Genomic DNA, 16,142 nt, shown 5'->3' on the forward strand with positions numbered 1-16,142 from the left:
GCCTGATGCCTGCATTCCGACGCGACACCTTGAGTCCCTCGCATACGGCCGACGCCATTCCCAGTGCCCACGAGCCGATCGCCGCGTGGACGACCCGCCCCTGGGGAGTCCTCGGCGAGCGGGGCCACGGAGCCCCCTGGTGCGTGCACAGCCCGCCGTCCCTCGGGGCGGCCCGCCGGACGCGCCCGGGCCCGCCGCCCTCCGGCGCGGTCTCCCTGCCCGCCTCGCCCCGCTCCGTCGCGGCCGCCCGCCGCTTCTCCCGGGGCCTGCTGGCCGAGTGGGGCCTCGACGAGCTCGCCGACGACGCCGTCCTGCTCCTCTCGGAGCTCGTCACCAACGCCATCGTGCACGTGCCCGGGGGCGCCGGAGAGGTCCGGCTCGCCCTCAGCCGCACCCCCGCCCAGCTGGTCGTGCAGGTCACCGACGGCGGCGGCCGCCTGCCGCTGTGCGCAGAGGCCGGGCTGGACAGCGAGAACGGGCGCGGCATGTGGCTCGTCGAGCAGCTGGCCGCCGAGTGGGGCCATCACACCTCCGGCGGCGGCAAGACGATCTGGTTCACCCTCCCGCTGCCCGGAGCCGCGCCCCTCCGCTGACCTCCGGCCGCGTGGCCGCCGCGTGGCCGTGGGCTGCGCGGTGGGCGGATTCGGAGAGAACATGGAAGACGCTGCGGCGTGACGGCGAGACGCAGGAGGACCGGGACAGGGACCGGGCGCACACCCGGGCGAGGCCGCCGCACCACCCCGAGCGGGCGGAAGGAGGACCTCGGATGGGTACGACCGACGCGTTCCGGCCGGACCCGGGCCGGGCCAGGGGCACCCCCTACGCGCCCGGCAGCCTGCTGGACGTGCTGAGCGTCGCCGCGGTGGTCCTCGACCAGGACGGCCGGATCGTCCTGTGGAGCCCGCAGGCCGAGGAGCTCTTCGGCTGGACCGCCGCCGAGGCCCTAGGGCGGTACGCCGCCCAGCTCCTGGTCGACGAGGAGAACCTCGACGAGGTCCTGCGCCTGTTCGCCAAGGTCATGGGCGGCGGCGGCAGCTGGGCCGGGGTCTTCCCCGCCCGGCACAAGGACGGCACCACCCGGCTCCTCGAATTCCGCAACATGCGGCTGGAGGACAAGGACGGCCGGGTCTACGCCCTCGGCATGGCCACCGACCAGGAGATCCTCCGGGACGTCGAACGGGACCTGGCGCTGTCGCTGCGGCTCGTGGCCCAGTCCCCGATCGGGCTCGCGATCCTCGATACCGGGCTCCGGTACGTCATGGTCAACCCGGCCCTGGAACGCATCCACGGCATGCCCGCCCGGGCCTATGTGGGCCGGCACGTGCGCGAGGCGCTGCCCTTCCTGCCCGCCCGCGAGGTCGAGGCGGTGGAACGGGCCATGCGCCGGGTCCTCGCCACCGGCGTCCCCCTGGTGGACCACTTCACCGTGGGTCCCACCGCCGACACCGCCGCCGGGGAGCGGGCCCGGCTCGTCTCCTGCTACCGGCTGGAGGACCCCGCCGGCCGCCCGATGGGGCTGGCCACCTCGGACGTCGACATCACCGACCGGCACCGGACGGCCACCGAGGCCCGCCGCAGACTGGCCCTGATCGCCGACGCGTCCGTGCTCATCGGCACCACCCTCGACCTCGACCAGACCGCCCGGGAACTGGCCGGGGTCGTCGTCCCCGACCTGGCCGACGTGGCCGCCGTCGACATCCTCGACACCGCCCTCCACGGCCACGTCACCCCGCCGGACGAACGGGCCGCCGTCTTCCGGGCCCTCGCCGTCGCCTCGGCCGGCGGCGGTGGCGGCGAGGGCCCGGTCACCGACGCCATCACCGCCGCCGTACGGGCCGCCGACCCGCCCGGGGAGATCGCCAAATACGACCCCGACCGCCTGGTCGCCCGGTGCGTGAACACCGCCCGGCCCGTCCGGCTGACCCGCGTGGCCCCCGCGGACCTGACCCGGATCGCCCGCGACGCCCCGTCCGCCGAGCTCCTCGGCCGCGCCGGGCTCCACTCCTACCTGGTCGTACCGCTGATCGCCCGGGGCGAGGTGCTCGGCGCCCTGGACCTCAAGCGCATCACCAACCCCGAGCCCTTCGGCGAGGACGACGTCGTCCTCGCCGGCGAGCTCGCCGCCCGCGCGGCCGTCTGCATCGACAACGCCCGCTGGTACCAGCGCGAACGCGCCACCGTCCTCACCCTCCAGCGGAACCTGCTGCCCCAGCGGCCCCAGAACCTCGTCGGCCTGGAGGTCGCCTACCGCTACCAGCCCGCCGGGGCGGCCGTCCAGGTCGGCGGCGACTGGTTCGACGTCATCCCCCAGGAGGGCGCCCGCAGCGCCCTCGTCGTGGGGGACGTCATGGGCAGCGGCATCAACGCCGCCGCGGCCATGGGCCAGCTGCGCACCGCCGCCCGCACCCTCTCCGGCCTCGGCCTCGACCCCGGCCGGGTGCTCCACCACCTCGACCGCACCGCCAGTGGTCTCGACCAGACCATCGCCACCTGCGTCTACGCCGTCTACGACCACGAGGAATCCTGCTGCCGCGTCGCCAACGCCGGCCACCTGCCCCCGGTCCTGATGCGGCCCGGACTCCGGCCCGTCCTGCTGGACCTGCCCACGGGCGCGCCGCTGGGCGTGGGCGGCGTCCCCTTCGAGAGCGTCGGCGTGGAGCTGGCCCCCGGCGACCAGCTCGTCCTCTACACCGACGGGCTGGTGGAGACCCGCGACGAGGCCATCGACACCCGCCTCGCGGTCCTCGTCGACCTCCTCGACCGGCACCGGCTCGACCTCGAGGCCATGTGCGACCTGCTGCTCACCGAGCTCCGCGAGGACAACGACCAGGACGACGTCGCCCTCCTCATCGCCCGGGTCCGGGGCTCGACGTAGCGCTGCCCGTTCGCCTATGTGGCCGTGGCCGGGGTGAGTTCGGCGCGGCCGAACAGCAGGGCGTAGCCGGTGGGGAGCCGGCGGAGGATGCGGGTGATCAGGTCGGAGCCGGCATAGGCGGCGACGGCGGAGAAGACGGAGCCGGTGTCCCAACGGGTGGTCGCCAGGGAGGCGCCGGTGCGGGCGGCGAGGTCCTTGACGAAGGCCCAGCCGGTCAGCGGCCGGGTGTCGGGGACCTGCGCGGTCAGCACGCGTGCGGCTTCCAGGGGCAGACAGCCGGCCAGGTCGACGCGTTCGTCGCCGGTCAGCTGGCGCCCCAGTCCGGCGAGAACCAGGCGGACGGCTTCATCGGCCCGCTCGCGGGTGGGGTAGGCGCCTTGGTAGCGGACCTTCTCCAGCATCTGCTCGTACGCCGTCCCGTACGGCCGTCGGTGCTGAAGCGGTACGCGCGCGTCGGAGATCACTGCGGTGCATGCCTTTCGTGGTCAGGTGGACTGGGGACGGCCGAAGAGGAGGTCGTAGCCGGCGGGGAGCTGGAGCAGGATCTGGCCCAGCAGGTCCTCGCCGGCCGCGTCGGCGACGGTGGACAGCACGGCGCTGACGTCCCAGGCCGCGGTCTGCTCGGTGGCGCCCTCGATCCACGCGGCGGTCGCGCGGACGAACCGCTCGGGGGACAGCGGCTCGGCGCTCTGCAGCGGGTTGAGCAGGATCAAGGCGAACGTCTCGGGCAGGCGCGCCGCCAACTGGGCGCGAACGCCGCCGACCAGGTGTGCGCCGAGGAGCGCGAGCACCACACGGGCCGCACGCTCGGCCTCCTCCAGGGTGTTGTATTCGCCGCGTTCCCTCACGTGGCCGAGGAACGCTTCGCGTCGCAGGGTCATCTCAGCCGCCACCCCTTCTCGCTCGGGCTGCGAAGGAGGGTGCGGAGAGCGGGATGAGGGGAGGTCAGGTGCCCGCTCTCCGCACCCGTCCGGCCGGTGTCAGCCGGAGATCTCCTTGTGGCCGGATCCGACGCCGATGGAGATCTTGCGGGGCTTGGCGCGCTCGGCGATCGGGATGCGCAGGGTGAGCACGCCCGCGTCGTAGTCGGCCCGGATGTGCTCGGTGTCGAGGGTGTCGGCGAGCACGATCTGGCGGGAGAAGACGCCCAGCGGCCGCTCGGACAGCTCCATCTGCACGTCGTCGGCCTTCGCCACCGGTCGCCGCTCGGCCTTGACGGTGAGCATGTTCCGCTCGACGTCGATGTCGATCGCGTCCGCGGTGACGCCGGGGAGGTCGAAGGCCACCACGTACTCGTCGCCCTCGCGGTAGGCGTCCATCGGCATCGCCGACGGGCGGGACCACGTGCCCGGGCCCATCAGCTGCTGCGCCAGCCGGTCCAGCTCACGGAAGGGGTCAGTGCGCATCAACATCGTGAAAACACCTCCAGTGGGTTCGGGCAGTTGCTGCCAATGCGCCTCACTGACTCCGTTGTAACATGTCATCCAGTGGATGACAAACATCGATGTCGTCCAGGTGATGACAACAGAGGGAGGTGCTCGTGACCGCAGCCGACCAGCCGTCCACGACCAGCACGAATGCCCACGGCCCGGCGTCGTTCCTCGCCGCCGCGGCCGCGCTGCGCGCCATAGACGACGCCCTGCGCGACGCCCGGCGGGAGGCCCCGGACACGCCCGGAGGTGCCGCTCCCGGGCCCGGGCCGGAGCAGGCGCTGGCCTCCCTGGTGCTGCTGCGCCAGGTGCGCGAGCAGCTCGCCGGGTGGGAGACGGGCCTGATCGAGACCGCCCGGGACGCGGGAGCCAGCTGGGCCGATCTCGCCCATCCGCTCGGCGTCGCCAGCCGCCAGGCCGCCGAACGCCGCTACCTGCGCGGCCGCCCCGGCCCCGAGGGCACCACAGGCGAACAACGTGTGACGGCCACCCGCCAGGCCCGGGCCGCCGAACGCACCACCGCCACCTGGGCCCGCGCCAACGCCGCCGAGCTGCGCCGCCTCGCCGGCCAGATCACCGCCCTCACCGACCTTCCCCCCGCCGCCCGAGGCCCGCTCGGCGAGCTCCACGCGGCCCTCGCCCACGACGACCCCACCGACCTCATCGCCCCCCTGGCCGCCACCCGCCCCCACCTGGCCACCGCCCACCCCGACCTCACCGCCCGGATCGACACCCTCACACCCCCCTGAACCGCAGGGCCCTGTAAACTGGCGATACAGCCCTTGACCTGCAAAAACGCAGGCAGGGAGCCTACTTCCGGGAGTACCTCGATGTATCGCACCATGATGAAGTCCAAGATCCATCGCGCCACCGTCACCCAGGCCGACCTCCACTACGTGGGTTCGGTGACCATCGACGGCGATCTGATGGAAGCCGCCGACCTGCTGCCCGGCGAGAAGGTCGACATCGTGGACATCGACAACGGCGCCCGCCTGTCGACCTACGTCATCGAGGGCCCGCGCGGCTCCGGCGTGCTCGGCATCAACGGCGCGGCGGCCCGGCTGATCAGCCCCGGCGACCTTGTCATCATCATCGCCTACGGCACCATGGACGACGCCGAGGCCCGCACCTTCCAGCCGCGCGTCGTCTTCGTCGACGAGCGGAACCGGGCCGTCGACCTGGGCAGCGACCCGGCCGCCGTTCCCGAGGGCTCGGGGCTCTCCCGGGGGGACCGGGTCGCGGTCTGACGGCTGCGTCTACGCCCTGCCGGCGGCCCTGGCGATCGCCCGGGCCGTTGTCCGGCCGGCCGCCAGTACGCCGGGGTCCTCGCTCGGGCGGCAGCGGGCCGCCGCCGGGTCGTACTCCGTCATGATCACGCCCGCGTGGTCCGTCGCCGGCTCCTCCAGCAGCACCGGCCGGTCGCGCGCGGCCAGGGCGTCCCGCAGGTCCCGCGAGCGCTCGACGGGGATCAGGGTGTCCGCCGTGCCGTGCACCAGGGTGACCGGGACGGCAGGTGTCTCCGGGACGCCGGTCAGGTCGGTCAGTGGGGCCGTGCCCGTCGTCCGGTTCGGGAGGTCATAACGCGAGGCGATGCTCACCACGGCCGCCGGGTGCCGGCCACCGACGATGTCCGGCCGCAGCGCGACACCCACCGCGGCCGACCCGCCGGCCGACCAGCCCGCCAGCACGAACCGCTCCGGATCGCCCCCGAGCCCCGCCGCCCGCGCCCGGGCGAACTCCAGCGACGCCAGCAACTGCGCCCGGCCGCCGTCCGGCTCGTCGGAACGCCAGTCCGGTACGAGGACGAGCACCCCCTCGCGCGCGACCGCCTCGGCCAACGGCCGCATGACGTCCCGCTCGTCGGGTCCGACGCCGTGCCAGAGCAGCACGACCGGTACGTGGGCGGTGCCCGGCGCGGGGCGGTGGATGTCGATGAGCTTGCCGTGCGGCATGGTTCGGGTGGTGACGGTCACGGTGCCTCTCGGGGCGGGGTGGCGCGGTTCGTCGGCAGGCCCTCCAACTCGCGTACCCGCTCGATCACTTCGTTGATGGAGTGGAGGCTCTCCGCCGACAGCCCGGCCGCGCGGAGCGCGACCCGCTGGACCTGCGGTTCGCGCAGCGCCACCAGGAGGCCCAGGTCGGCGTTGACCGTCTCCGTCACCTGGTCGTCGAAGAAATAGGCCGGGGCACGCCGAAGAACTTCGCCAGCGCCTCCACATGCCGCAGTGTCGGATTGCTGCGCTGCCCCTTCCGCAACAGCCAGATGTAGCTGCCGGAAATCGAGACACCCCCGGCGGTGATCGCACGCGCCACTTCCTCCGTGGTGTACGGCTCCCGGCCGTCCGGCACCACCGTCCGGAAGAGGTGGTTGAGCTTGTCCGCCAGCGTCCGCGCGGCCCTGGCTTCGGAATCGTTCATGATCGCACCTCCCTCCCGCGGTCAATCTAGCTTACGGGCCGACACGCACGGCCAAGTGCCGAGCCGTGCACGGTCATGTGCCCCGGCGCATAACACGGTTGACAGCGAGCGCGCTCGCTGCCTAGCGTCCTCGGTGTCGGCGGATCGACTGGTGTTGGACGGCCCGGGAGGGCCGTCGGTCACCAGTTGGCGGGGGCGGGGCCTTGGGGCGCCGTGCCCGCCGGGCGCGATCCGCCGTCGGCCGGAGGTTCTTCTGGAGGGGGTTTCGTGACGGTTTCAGGGCCGGAACAGCGGCACACCGTCGTACTCCCCCTCACGTCCCTGCTGCCCGCGGCGTCACCGCGGCTGGCGGGGGAGGACCCCCGCCACGTCCAGGCCATCGCCCGGCTGGACAGCCCCCTGCCGCCCATCGTCGTCCACCGCGCCACCCTGCGGGTCGTCGACGGAATGCACCGGCTGCGAGCCGCTCGTCTACGGGGGGATGAGCGGATCGCGGTCCGGTTCTTCGAGGGCAGCGAGGAGGACGCGTTCGTCCACGCTGTCCGGGCGAACACCCGGCCGGGTGGCCTTCCCCTCACCCGGGCGGACCGGTCGGCCGCCGCCGAGCGCATCATCCGGAGCCATCCGCACTGGTCGGACCGGCTGATCGCGTCGGCGGCGGGCCTGGCCGCCAGCACGGTGGCCACCCTGCGCCGCCGCACCGGCCACCCCGCCGCCCCCACCACGACCCGCACCGGCCGCGACGGCCGCGTCCGCCCGCTCAACGCGGCGGACGGCCGGCGCCGCGCCGGAGCGCTCATCGCCGCCCGGCCCGAGGCGAGCCTCCGGGAGATCGCCCACGACGCCGGCATCGCCGTCGGCACGGCGCGCGACGTCCGGCTGCGGCTGGCGCTCGGGCAGGACCCGGTGCCCAAGAAACTGCGGGACGCGGAGCGGCGGGATACGGGGTCCGTACCTTCCGTCGTCTCTTCCGTCGTCTCCTCCGCCGTGGGGGATGCCGCGTCGGCCGTCGTCGCGCCGGTCGTCGTCCCCTCCTCGGCGGGTGACGGTTCGTCCTCCTTGTCCAGGCTCCGCACGGATCCCTCGCTCCGGCTCACCGAAGGCGGCCGCATCCTGCTGCGCCTGCTCAACGCCCACGCCATGGGCGGCGACCGCTGGCGCCGGCTCCTCGACGCCGTGCCCGCCCACCGGCGGCAGACCGTCGCCCAGGCCGCCCGGCACTGCGCCGCCTCCTGGATGCGCTTCGCCACCGAACTCGAGCGCCGGGGCGGGTGACGGGACAGCGATGAGCGCTATCACGGTGACCGATACGGCGACCCCTGCGGGGGCTCAGGGTGGGTTTCTCGGCGGCGCCGCCTCTCCTGTCACTCTCGCGTTGTTGGGGCCCGTTGCCGCCGGTGTCGGCGGGCGGTCCGTGGCCGTCGACGGGCGCAGACAGCGCGTCGTGCTGTCCCTGCTCGCTCTCGGCCGGGGGCGGGTGGTTTCCGTCCGCACTCTCGCTGATGCGATCTGGGGTGAACGGCAGCCCCTGTCCGCGCGCCCTCAGATCGCGTTGTGCGTCCGGGCGTTGCGCGCGGCGTTCCGGGGCGCCGGACATGTGGAGCCGCTCATTGTCGGTGCGGGTTCGGGGTACCGGCTTTGCGTTGAGCAGGTTGGTGTCGATGTGTTCGAGTTTGACGCGCTGGTTGACGCGGCGGCCTGCTCGGCTGCCGCCGGGTCCTGTGGTGCCGAGGAGGCCGGTGAGCTGTATCGGCTTGCCCTCGGGCTGTGGCGCGGGCCGGCGCTGGACGGGGTGGGCGGGCGCGTCACCGAGGGCGAGGCCGCCCGGCTCCACGCGCGGCGCGCGGCGGCCGCGCGGGCGCTGCTCGACGTGGGGGAGGCCCTGCTGGCGGACGGGTTCTTCGACGAGGCGGAGGGGGCGTTCGCGGACGCGCTGAGTGCCGGTGAGGCGCTCGACGATCTGTTGCTTGTCGGTGAGGGGGCGCTGGCGCTCGGCCGGTTGTGCCGGATGCTGCGCCGTAACGCTGGGGCAGGCCAGTACCTTGCGACGGCTCGCCTTGCGTTTTTGCGGGTGGGGGACGCCTGTGGTGTGGGCAGGGTCTCGGCGGAGATCGTGGCGCTGGCGGAGTGCGTGGCCGAGGCGCCGGGTGCGGTTGATCTGGTGCCGCGTCAGGGGCGGCGGGCTTAGCCTGTCGGTCCGGTCCCGGCTCCTCGCCGTCTCCCTACGCCAGCTCCTCCGCCGTCGGGTACGACGGCTGGGCGCCCGGGCGCGTTACCGATGCCGCGCCGACCCTGACCGCGAAGCGCGCCGCCTCCTCCAGGGTCGCTCCCCGGGCCAGGCGTAGGGCCAGGGCGCCCGTGAAGGCGTCGCCCGCGCCCGTTGTATCGATTACCTCAACAGGGACGCCTGGGATTTGGGTGGGTTGCGCTGCTTCTGTGTCCAGGATCAGTGCTCCTTCGCCGCCCAGGGTGATTACCACCGAACGGGCGCCTCGCTCGCGCAACGCCTTGGCCTGGTCGGTCGGGGTTCCGTCGGGCAGGCCTGAGAGGAGTTCGGCCTCGTGTTCGTTCACCACCAGGGGGTTGGCCGCTGTCAGGAGGTCCGTGTCCAGGGTTTTCGGGGTCGGGGAAGGGTTGAGGACGATCCTTGCGCCCGATTCGGTTGCGGTTTTCACCGCTGCTCTCACCGTCTCCAGCGAGATTTCCAGTTGCAGTGAGACCACCGCCGAGGCGGCCACCACCTCCCGCGCCGCCCGTACGTCGGCCGGGGAGAGGCGGGCGTTGGCGCCGGGGGAGACCACGATCGTGTTATCCCCGTCCGGCCCCACGACGATCATCGCCGTGCCCGTCCTGGCGCCCTTCTCCACCAGTACGTGCCGCAGTTCCGTGCCCGCCGCGTGCTGGGCCTCCAGCAGGAGTTGCCCGAACGGGTCGTCGCCCACCCGGGCCAGCAGTGCCGTCCGGGCGCCGAGTCTGGCCGCCGCCGCGGCCTGGTTGGCGCCCTTGCCGCCCGCGGACTCGACCAGGTCGGTGCCCGGCACCGTCTCGCCCGGGTTCGGGCGGCGGTCCACGCGGACGGTCAGGTCCGCGTTGGCCGAGCCGATCACCAGGACGTCGTAGGTGTGTCTGTCGCTCATGTCGTCACCGTCATTCAAAGTCCGCGTCATTCGAAGTCCGCCGCGTTTCCGCGGGTCACCAGCACCACCGGGACCTTCACCCGGTCGGGCAGCCGTTCGCCGTGCGCGGCCCTGACCGCCCACTCCACCGCCCGCTTGCCCAGCAGCCTCGGCTGCTGGGCCACCGTCGCCGTCAGCGTCCCGTCGCGTACGGCCCTGACGCCGTCCGGGGTGCCGTCGAAGGCCACGATCTTCACATTTCTGTGTCCCAGTGTCTTCGCCGCGCCCAGGGCCATCTCGTCGTTGGCCGCGAACACCCCCGTGATGTCGCGGTGCGCCTGGAGCATGTTGGCCATCACGTCCATGCCCTTGGTGTGGTCGAAGTCCGCCGGTTGTCGCGCCACTACCTCTATGCCCGGGTAGGTTCTGATGCCCGACTCGAAGCCCTTGGCGCGTTCCCGGGCCGCCGACGTGCCCGGGCGGCCCTCCAGGAACGCCACCTTGCCCCGTCCTCCCAGCGCGCCGGCCAGGGCCTTCGCCGCCTGTCGGCCGCCCTCGACGTTGTCGGACGCGATGGTCGAGCCGACCGTGCCGCCGTTGACGCCCCGGTCGATGGAGATCACCGGCACCTTGGCCCGGTTCGCCACGCCCACGGCCGGGACGGCCGCGTCCGAGTCCACCGGGTTGATCACGGCGGCCTTGACGTTCTGGCTGGTGAACGTCTCCATCTGATTGACCTGCTGGACCGGGTCGTTCTGGGCGTCCGTGATGTTGATCTTCAGGCCGCGTGCCCTCGCCTCGGCCCTCGCGCCCTCCTTGATGCCCACGAAGAAAGGGTTGTTCATCGTGGAGAGGGCCAGGCCCAGGTCCGTGTCCCCTCCCCTGTCGCAGCCCGTCAGGGGCGTCAGGAGGGCAGCCGCCGCGAGGGCGTACGCGCGGCTCCTCATCGCGCGCCCCCTCATCGCGTGGCCCTGCGGCGCAGCGTGTCCAGCAGCACCGCCACCGCGATCACCGCGCCCGTGGCGACCTGCTGCCAGAACGCCGAGACGCTCAGCAGGTTGAGGCCGTTGCGCAGCACCGCCAGGATCAGCGCGCCGACGAGCGTTCCGGACGCCTTGCCGGAGCCGCCCGACAGGCTCGCCCCGCCGATCACCACGGCGGCGATAGCGTCCAGTTCGTACCCCGCGGCCGCCTGTGGCTGGGCCGAGGTGAGCCGGGCGGCGAGGACGACGCCCGCGATGGCGGCGAAGAGCCCCGACAGCGCGTAGACGGTGAGCTTGCGGCGGCGTACGTCGATGCCGGACAGCCGGGCCGCCTCCTCGTTGCCGCCGATCGCGAACATCGCCCGGCCCGTGGGGGTGCGCGTCAGGATCAGCGTCGTCAGCAGGCCCGCCGCCGCCATGACCAGGACGGGCACCGGCAGTCGGCCGGCGAGCGTGTCGCCCAGGTGGGCGAGGGAGGACGGGAAGGCGATCGGGGAGCCGCCGGAGATGACGAGCGCGAGGCCGCGGGCCACCGACAGCATCGCCAGCGTGGCGATGAAGGAGGGCAGTTTCCCGTACGCGACCAGGGCGCCCGAGACCAGGCCCGCGACCGCGCCCGTCCCGAGGCCCAGCGGCAGGGCCAGCCACACGGGCAGGCCGTGGCCGGTGGCGGCCCAGGCGACGACCGTGGCGGAGAGCGCGGCCACCGAGCCGACGGACAGGTCGATGCCCGCCGACACGATCACGAACGTCAGGCCGAAGGCCAGGATCGCCGTGACGGATGCCTGTACCCCGACGTTGAGGAGGTTCTGTCCGTTCAGGAAGTCCCGGGAGAGGACGGTCATCGCCGCGACCAGCGCGAGCAGTCCGCCCAGCGGTCCGTTGCGGAGCACCGCCCGTGTGAACCACTGCCCGGTGCTCCCGGGCGTTCGAAGCACCTCAGCCGACATCGGAGCCCTCCATCGCGCTCTCGTCCTGGATGTTCTGCCGGACCGCCAGTTCCATCACCGCGTTCTGGGTGGCCGTCGCGGCGGGGAGTTCGCCGGTCAGGCGGCCCTGTGCCATCACCAGGACGCGGTCGCTCATGCCCAGGACCTCGGGGAGGTCGCTGGAGATCAGCAGGACGGCGTGGCCCGCCGCCGTCAGTTCGTTGACGAGCCGGTAGATCTCGACCTTCGCGCCGACGTCGATGCCGCGCGTCGGCTCGTCGAGGATCAGCAGGCGGGCGCCCGCCAGCAGCCACTTGCCGATGACGATCTTCTGCTGGTTGCCGCCCGAGAGGGTGCGGGCCTCGCGGTCCAGGCCGCTGTGGCGCACCTTCAGCCGGTCGGCGACGGCGGTCGCCGCGCGGTGTTGAGCCCGTCGGTCTACCAGGCCCAGGCGGGTGTCGCGGTCCAGCCGGGCCAGGGTGAGGTTGTCGTCCAGGGAGGCGCCGAGGACCAGGCCCTGGCCCTTGCGGTCCTCGGGGACGAGCCCGATCCCGGCCCGCATGGCCGCCCGGACGTCGCCCGGGGGTAGCTGTTTGTCGTTGATTTCGACTGTGCCCGTGTCGTAGCGGTCGGCGCCGAAGACCGCCCGCGCCACCTCCGTGCGGCCCGCGCCCACCAGTCCCGCCAGGCCCACCACCTCGCCCGCCCGGACGTCGAAGCCGACGTCCGAGAAGGCCCCGCGCCTGGTCAGGCCACGGACGCGCAGCAGCGGGGCGCCGGGTTCCGTGGGGCGTTCGCGGGGGTAGCGGTCGGTGATGTCGCGGCCCACCATCAGCCGGATGAGCTCGTCCTCGGGTGTGGAGGCGGGCACCTCGGCCACCGAGCGGCCGTCGCGCAGGACGGTGACGCGGTCGCCCAGGGCGGTGATCTCCTCCAGGTGGTGGGTGATGAAGACGATGCCCGTCCCCTCGGCGCGCAGCTCGCGCACGATGCCGAAGAGCGTGCCGGTCTCCTCGGCGGTGAGGACGGCCGTGGGCTCGTCCATGATCAGGACGCGGGCGTCCAGGCTCAGGGCCTTGGCGATCTCCACCATCTGCCGCTGGGCGACGCCGAGCCCGGCCACGGGCGTGGTGGGCGGCACATCGAGGCGGACCCGGCGCAGCAGTTCCGTGGCCCGGGTCCGCAGGGCGCGCCGGTCGATCAGGCCGAGGGCGGTGCGCGGCTGGCGGCCGAGGAAGAGGTTCTCGGCGACGCTGAGGCCGGGGACGAGGGTGAGTTCCTGGTGGATGGTGGCGATGCCGAGGCGTTCGGCGTCCCGGCCGGAGCGGATCGTCACCTCCTCGCCGTCGGCGAGGATCCGGCCGGCGTCGGGGCGGTGGGCTCCGGCGAGCAGTTTGATGAGTGTGCTCTTGCCCGCGCCGTTCTCGCCCAGCAGGACGTGCACCTCGCCCGCGCGCACGCTCAAGGACACGCCGTCCAGGGCGCGGACGCCGGGGAAGGACTTCACCACGTCTTCCACGCGCAGCAGTTCGCGTGGCGCGTCGTCGTCGACGCCTGTCATGCCTCGCCCCTCTCGGCCGGCGGTGGGTGGGTCACTCGCCGCAGGAGCGGCGGCGTACGAGCCGGGCGGGCAGCAGGACCGAGCCGGCGGGGCGTCCCGCGATCCGTTCCAGCAGGGTGTGGACGGCGGCCCGGCCGAGGGCCCCGGTCGGCTGGGCGACGGCCGTGAGCGGCGGGTCGAGGTGGGCGAACCAGGGCACGTCGTCGAAGGCCACGAGCGCCATGTCGGCGGGGACGCGCAGGCCGCGCGCCCGGAGCTCGTCCAGGGCGCCGAGTGCCATCAGGTTGTCGGTGGCGAGCACGGCGTCCGGCGGCTCGGCCGTCTCCAGCAGCCGGCGCATCACCTGCCGGCCGCCGGTGGGGCTCGGGTCCGGTGAGGCGCCGACGCGGGTGGGCGGCAGGGCCAGGCCGTGCGCCGCGAGGGCCGTACGGAAGCGGGCGAGCCGTTCGTCGCCGGTCGGGGTGCCCGCCGGGGCGACGATCACGGCGGGCCGCCGCCTGCCCAGCGCGGCCAGGTGCGCGGCGAGTTCGGTGAGCGCGGCGCCGCCCTCGGCCCGGACGCAGGGCGCGGCGACGCCCGGGACGGCGCGGTCGAGGAGGACGAGCGGGGTGCCGGCGTCCACCGCCTCGCTCAGCATCGGGGAGCCGGTGCCGGCGGAGCTGACCATCAGCCCGTCGATACGGCGGTCCAGGAGGGTGCGGATGTAGTCGTCCTGCTGCTCGGGGCTCTCGCCCGCGTTGCCGATGATCAGGCTGTAGCCCAGCCGCCGGGCCTCCTGCTCGACGGCGTCGGCGAGTTCGGTGAAGAACGGGTTGCGCAGATCGCTGACGACGAGACCGAGGGTGCGGGTCCGGGCGGTGCGCAGGGCGCGGGCGACGACGTTGGGGCGGTAGCCGAGCTCCTCGACGGCGGCCAGGACGCGGTCGCGCGTCTCGGCCACGGGGGAACGGCCGTTGAGGACGCGGGAGACGGTGGCCGTGGACACCCCGGCCCGCTCGGCGACGTCCTTGATGTTCGCCACGGTTCCTCCCCCCGTCCCATGCGATCGACAGCGTTTCGTGCAATCGATTTCGCGCCCACAGGAAATCGATTGCACGGATCAGGGGTCAAGATGCGACGGGTGTGACGCCCGTCACCGGGTAGGCGTCACCCGTTCGACCCACGGCCCCGACGGGCGCGGTGAGGTAAGGGCGCGGGCGCCCGCGCACCCCGGGTGGCAATGCTCTGAGTGACGAACGGGAGCTCCGAGTCGCGAGTGGCGCGAGCCGGGGTCATGCTGGGACGACCGTGGCCGACACCGGCCGGCCCGGCCCCCGGAACCCGGCCCGGCCACGGGCGGCCCCCTGGGGCGGTCGCGCCCCCGACGGCGCCCGGCCGGCAGGCACTCCTTGACGCACGAGCGAGGGGACAACTGTGACCATGGCCGAAACCGAGCTCCCTCCCCGCGGGCGCCGCCCCGACTCGCCCGGCACCGAGGAGGCCTTCCGCCGGCTGGCGACCCTCCCCGCCGGCCCGGAGCGCGACCGGCTCCGGCACGACGTGATCGCCGCCTGGCTGCCCATGGCCGAACGCGTCAGCCTCCGCTTCCGCAGGTGCGGGGAGAGCCCGGCGGACCTGCGTCAGGTGGCCGCGCTGGCCCTCGTCCACGCCGTGGACCGCTACGACCCCGGGCTCGGCTACGCCTTCGAGTCCTTCGCCATCCCCACGATCAGCGGCGAACTCAAACGGCACGTCCGCGACCACGTGTGGTCCCTGCACATCCCGCGCCGCGACCAGGAGCTGCGGGCCGCCGTCCGCGCCGCCCGCGCCCGGCTGGAACAGCGGGGCGCGGGCAGCGCGGTCACCCCCGCCGAACTCGCCGCCGAGACCGGCCTGTCGGAGGAGGAGGTGCGGCGCGGGCTCGACGCGGACGGCGTGCACCAGACGCTCTCGCTCGACCACTCCGTCGCCGGCGCCGACGACCTCCCCCTCGCCGACACCCTGGGCCTGGCCGACCGGGCGCTGGACCTGATCGTCGACCGGCAGTCCCTGCGCCCCCTCCTGGACGCGCTGCCCGAGCGCGAACGCTACGTCCTGTACTGGCGCTTCTTCGGCAATCTCACCCAGAAGCAGATCGGGGCGCGCCTGGGCGTCTCCCAGATGCAGATCTCCCGCATTCTCAGCCGCACCTGCGCCCAGCTGCGCCGACAGCTGCTCGCCGCGGCCTGACCCGCCAGGGTCCCCGTTCCCGTCCCATCGCCCCGGTCTCCCCGACGTGAGGGGAGACGTGAGGGAAGGCTCACCGCCATGACGTCAGAGCACTCGCGGCTGACCCCCGACCTGCCGCCGATCGTGGAGATACCCGACCTGCCCGGCGCCGCCGCCGGCACCGAGGGCTCGGTGCCGACGGGGGCCGGACATGGCAGTGGCGCCCATCAGGAGGGAGATGGGCGCCACGAACGCGCGGGGGACGGGTCCGGCGGCTGACTGTGACCCGGGCCCCGGCGCTGCGCGGTCCGGCTGAGACGCGCGCAGAAAGGGGGGTGGTGATCAGCTGTTCACGCAGACGTTGCCGAATGTCGGGTTCAGCAGGGCGATGATGTCGATCGAGTTCCCGCAGAGGTTGATCGGGACGTGGATCGGGACCTGGATGACGTTGCCCGAGATGACGCCCGGGGAGCCCACGGCCGCACCCTGCGCCCCGGCGTCGGCGAAGGCGACGCCGGCGATGCCGGTCACGGCGGTGCCCACGGCGGCGGTCAGGACAGCAGCCTTGGCGATACGCGACATGGCTAAACCTTTCTAAGGGGTGTTGAGAGACGATTGTGACTGCCGTTTCGGTGGGAATTGG

Annotated in this window: 18 protein-coding genes and 1 pseudogene; 8 read left to right on the forward strand and 11 right to left on the reverse strand. The window is 73.5% G+C overall.

The genetic code is table 11. The features are described 5' to 3' along the window. The first annotated feature begins 29 nt into the window (after nt 1-29). Together EKH77_RS27450 and EKH77_RS27455 are read left to right on the forward strand one after the other, a co-directional pair. Nucleotides 30-593, forward strand: coding sequence for an ATP-binding protein (locus tag EKH77_RS27450; RefSeq protein ID WP_164737881.1), 564 nt, complete (start codon nt 30-32; stop codon nt 591-593). 173 nt (nt 594-766) lie between these two features. Then, the gene (locus EKH77_RS27455; RefSeq protein ID WP_126916952.1) at nt 767-2,875 is read left to right on the forward strand and encodes a SpoIIE family protein phosphatase; all 2,109 of its coding nucleotides are present in this window, start codon (nt 767-769) and stop codon (nt 2,873-2,875) included. A gap of 14 nt (nt 2,876-2,889) precedes the next feature. On the opposite strand, the gene EKH77_RS27460 is transcribed toward EKH77_RS27455, so the two are convergent. From EKH77_RS27460 to EKH77_RS27470, 3 genes are all read right to left on the reverse strand, one after another. Further along, on the reverse strand, nt 2,890-3,339 hold the full coding sequence (locus tag EKH77_RS27460; protein WP_126916953.1) for a DUF2267 domain-containing protein: 450 nt from the start codon (nt 3,337-3,339) through the stop codon (nt 2,890-2,892). Between the two features lie 21 nt (nt 3,340-3,360). Beyond that, complete coding sequence (locus EKH77_RS27465; protein WP_126916954.1) at nt 3,361-3,756, reverse strand: DUF2267 domain-containing protein; 396 nt, start codon at nt 3,754-3,756, stop codon at nt 3,361-3,363. Between the two features lie 99 nt (nt 3,757-3,855). Further along, a complete protein-coding gene (locus EKH77_RS27470) occupies nt 3,856-4,287 on the reverse strand; it encodes an Hsp20/alpha crystallin family protein (protein WP_126916955.1) in 432 nt (143 codons plus the stop codon). 128 nt (nt 4,288-4,415) lie between these two features. Between EKH77_RS27470 and EKH77_RS27475 the strand changes: the two genes are divergently transcribed. Together EKH77_RS27475 and panD are read left to right on the forward strand one after the other, a co-directional pair. Beyond that, on the forward strand, nt 4,416-5,054 hold the full coding sequence (locus EKH77_RS27475; protein ID WP_126916956.1) for a type III effector protein: 639 nt from the start codon (nt 4,416-4,418) through the stop codon (nt 5,052-5,054). 81 nt (nt 5,055-5,135) lie between these two features. Then, nucleotides 5,136-5,552 carry an aspartate 1-decarboxylase gene (panD, locus tag EKH77_RS27480; RefSeq protein ID WP_126916957.1) on the forward strand — a complete coding sequence of 139 codons (417 nt, stop codon included), beginning with the start codon at nt 5,136-5,138 and terminating at the stop codon, nt 5,550-5,552. A gap of 9 nt (nt 5,553-5,561) precedes the next feature. Here the strand turns inward: panD and EKH77_RS27485 are convergent, their stop codons facing one another. From EKH77_RS27485 to EKH77_RS34610, 3 genes are read right to left on the reverse strand one after another with little or no spacing between them, the layout of a single operon-like run. Then, entirely contained in the window at nt 5,562-6,278 is a 717-nt protein-coding gene (locus tag EKH77_RS27485; RefSeq protein ID WP_240667564.1) for an alpha/beta hydrolase, read from the reverse strand. Then, nucleotides 6,275-6,466, reverse strand: coding sequence for a hypothetical protein (locus tag EKH77_RS34605; RefSeq protein ID WP_346429079.1), 192 nt, complete (start codon nt 6,464-6,466; stop codon nt 6,275-6,277). Before EKH77_RS34605 ends, EKH77_RS27485 begins: the two co-directional genes overlap by 4 nt. Next, nucleotides 6,463-6,723 carry a hypothetical protein gene (locus EKH77_RS34610; protein ID WP_346429080.1) on the reverse strand — a complete coding sequence of 87 codons (261 nt, stop codon included), beginning with the start codon at nt 6,721-6,723 and terminating at the stop codon, nt 6,463-6,465. Before EKH77_RS34610 ends, EKH77_RS34605 begins: the two co-directional genes overlap by 4 nt. A gap of 267 nt (nt 6,724-6,990) precedes the next feature. Between EKH77_RS34610 and EKH77_RS27495 the strand changes: the two genes are divergently transcribed. Both EKH77_RS27495 and EKH77_RS27500 read left to right on the forward strand, forming a co-directional pair. Then, a complete protein-coding gene (locus EKH77_RS27495) occupies nt 6,991-7,998 on the forward strand; it encodes a ParB/RepB/Spo0J family partition protein (protein WP_126916958.1) in 1,008 nt (335 codons plus the stop codon). A gap of 169 nt (nt 7,999-8,167) precedes the next feature. Beyond that, nucleotides 8,168-8,911 (forward strand): AfsR/SARP family transcriptional regulator, encoded by a 744-nt coding sequence (locus EKH77_RS27500; protein WP_164737882.1) that lies wholly within the window; start codon nt 8,168-8,170, stop codon nt 8,909-8,911. Between the two features lie 34 nt (nt 8,912-8,945). Here the strand turns inward: EKH77_RS27500 and rbsK are convergent, their stop codons facing one another. The 4 genes and pseudogenes from rbsK to EKH77_RS27525 form a co-directional block, all read right to left on the reverse strand. After that, entirely contained in the window at nt 8,946-9,860 is a 915-nt protein-coding gene (gene rbsK, locus EKH77_RS27505; RefSeq protein ID WP_126916960.1) for a ribokinase, read from the reverse strand. A gap of 26 nt (nt 9,861-9,886) precedes the next feature. Next, nucleotides 9,887-11,772 (reverse strand): annotated as a pseudogene (locus EKH77_RS34840) (ABC transporter permease/substrate-binding protein). Beyond that, entirely contained in the window at nt 11,762-13,312 is a 1,551-nt protein-coding gene (locus tag EKH77_RS27520) for a sugar ABC transporter ATP-binding protein (protein ID WP_126916963.1), read from the reverse strand. The pseudogene EKH77_RS34840 and the gene EKH77_RS27520 overlap by 11 nt, the downstream one beginning before the upstream one ends. A 31-nt stretch (nt 13,313-13,343) precedes the next feature. Beyond that, on the reverse strand, nt 13,344-14,333 hold the full coding sequence (locus EKH77_RS27525; RefSeq protein WP_126916964.1) for a LacI family DNA-binding transcriptional regulator: 990 nt from the start codon (nt 14,331-14,333) through the stop codon (nt 13,344-13,346). Nucleotides 14,334-14,731: 398 nt separating this feature from the next. Here EKH77_RS27525 and EKH77_RS27530 point away from each other — a divergent pair, with 398 nt between their 5' ends. Both EKH77_RS27530 and EKH77_RS27535 read left to right on the forward strand, forming a co-directional pair. Then, complete coding sequence (locus tag EKH77_RS27530; RefSeq protein ID WP_126916965.1) at nt 14,732-15,520, forward strand: sigma-70 family RNA polymerase sigma factor; 789 nt, start codon at nt 14,732-14,734, stop codon at nt 15,518-15,520. 78 nt (nt 15,521-15,598) lie between these two features. Further along, nucleotides 15,599-15,778: a hypothetical protein gene (locus EKH77_RS27535; protein WP_126916966.1), complete on the forward strand. Its 180-nt coding sequence runs from the start codon at nt 15,599-15,601 to the stop codon at nt 15,776-15,778. A 63-nt stretch (nt 15,779-15,841) separates the two neighbouring features. On the opposite strand, the gene EKH77_RS27540 is transcribed toward EKH77_RS27535, so the two are convergent. Beyond that, nucleotides 15,842-16,081 carry a chaplin gene (locus tag EKH77_RS27540; protein ID WP_126916967.1) on the reverse strand — a complete coding sequence of 80 codons (240 nt, stop codon included), beginning with the start codon at nt 16,079-16,081 and terminating at the stop codon, nt 15,842-15,844. Nucleotides 16,082-16,142: the final 61 nt, after the last annotated feature.

The organism is Streptomyces luteoverticillatus (genome assembly GCF_003970715.1).
Taxonomy (GTDB): Bacteria; Actinomycetota; Actinomycetes; order Streptomycetales; family Streptomycetaceae; genus Streptomyces; species Streptomyces abikoensis.

Coding starts and splice junctions, on each gene's coding strand:
- EKH77_RS27455 (WP_126916952.1), top strand. CDS start 767: ATGGGTACGACCGACGCGTTCCGGCCGGACCCGGGCCGGGCCAGGGGC.
- EKH77_RS27465 (WP_126916954.1), bottom strand. CDS start 3,756: ATGACCCTGCGACGCGAAGCGTTCCTCGGCCACGTGAGGGAACGCGGC.
- EKH77_RS27470 (WP_126916955.1), bottom strand. CDS start 4,287: ATGTTGATGCGCACTGACCCCTTCCGTGAGCTGGACCGGCTGGCGCAG.
- panD (WP_126916957.1), top strand. CDS start 5,136: ATGTATCGCACCATGATGAAGTCCAAGATCCATCGCGCCACCGTCACC.
- EKH77_RS34610 (WP_346429080.1), bottom strand. CDS start 6,723: ATGAACGATTCCGAAGCCAGGGCCGCGCGGACGCTGGCGGACAAGCTC.
- rbsK (WP_126916960.1), bottom strand. CDS start 9,860: ATGAGCGACAGACACACCTACGACGTCCTGGTGATCGGCTCGGCCAAC.
- EKH77_RS27520 (WP_126916963.1), bottom strand. CDS start 13,312: ATGACAGGCGTCGACGACGACGCGCCACGCGAACTGCTGCGCGTGGAA.
- EKH77_RS27530 (WP_126916965.1), top strand. CDS start 14,732: ATGGCCGAAACCGAGCTCCCTCCCCGCGGGCGCCGCCCCGACTCGCCC.
- EKH77_RS27535 (WP_126916966.1), top strand. CDS start 15,599: ATGACGTCAGAGCACTCGCGGCTGACCCCCGACCTGCCGCCGATCGTG.
- EKH77_RS27540 (WP_126916967.1), bottom strand. CDS start 16,081: ATGTCGCGTATCGCCAAGGCTGCTGTCCTGACCGCCGCCGTGGGCACC.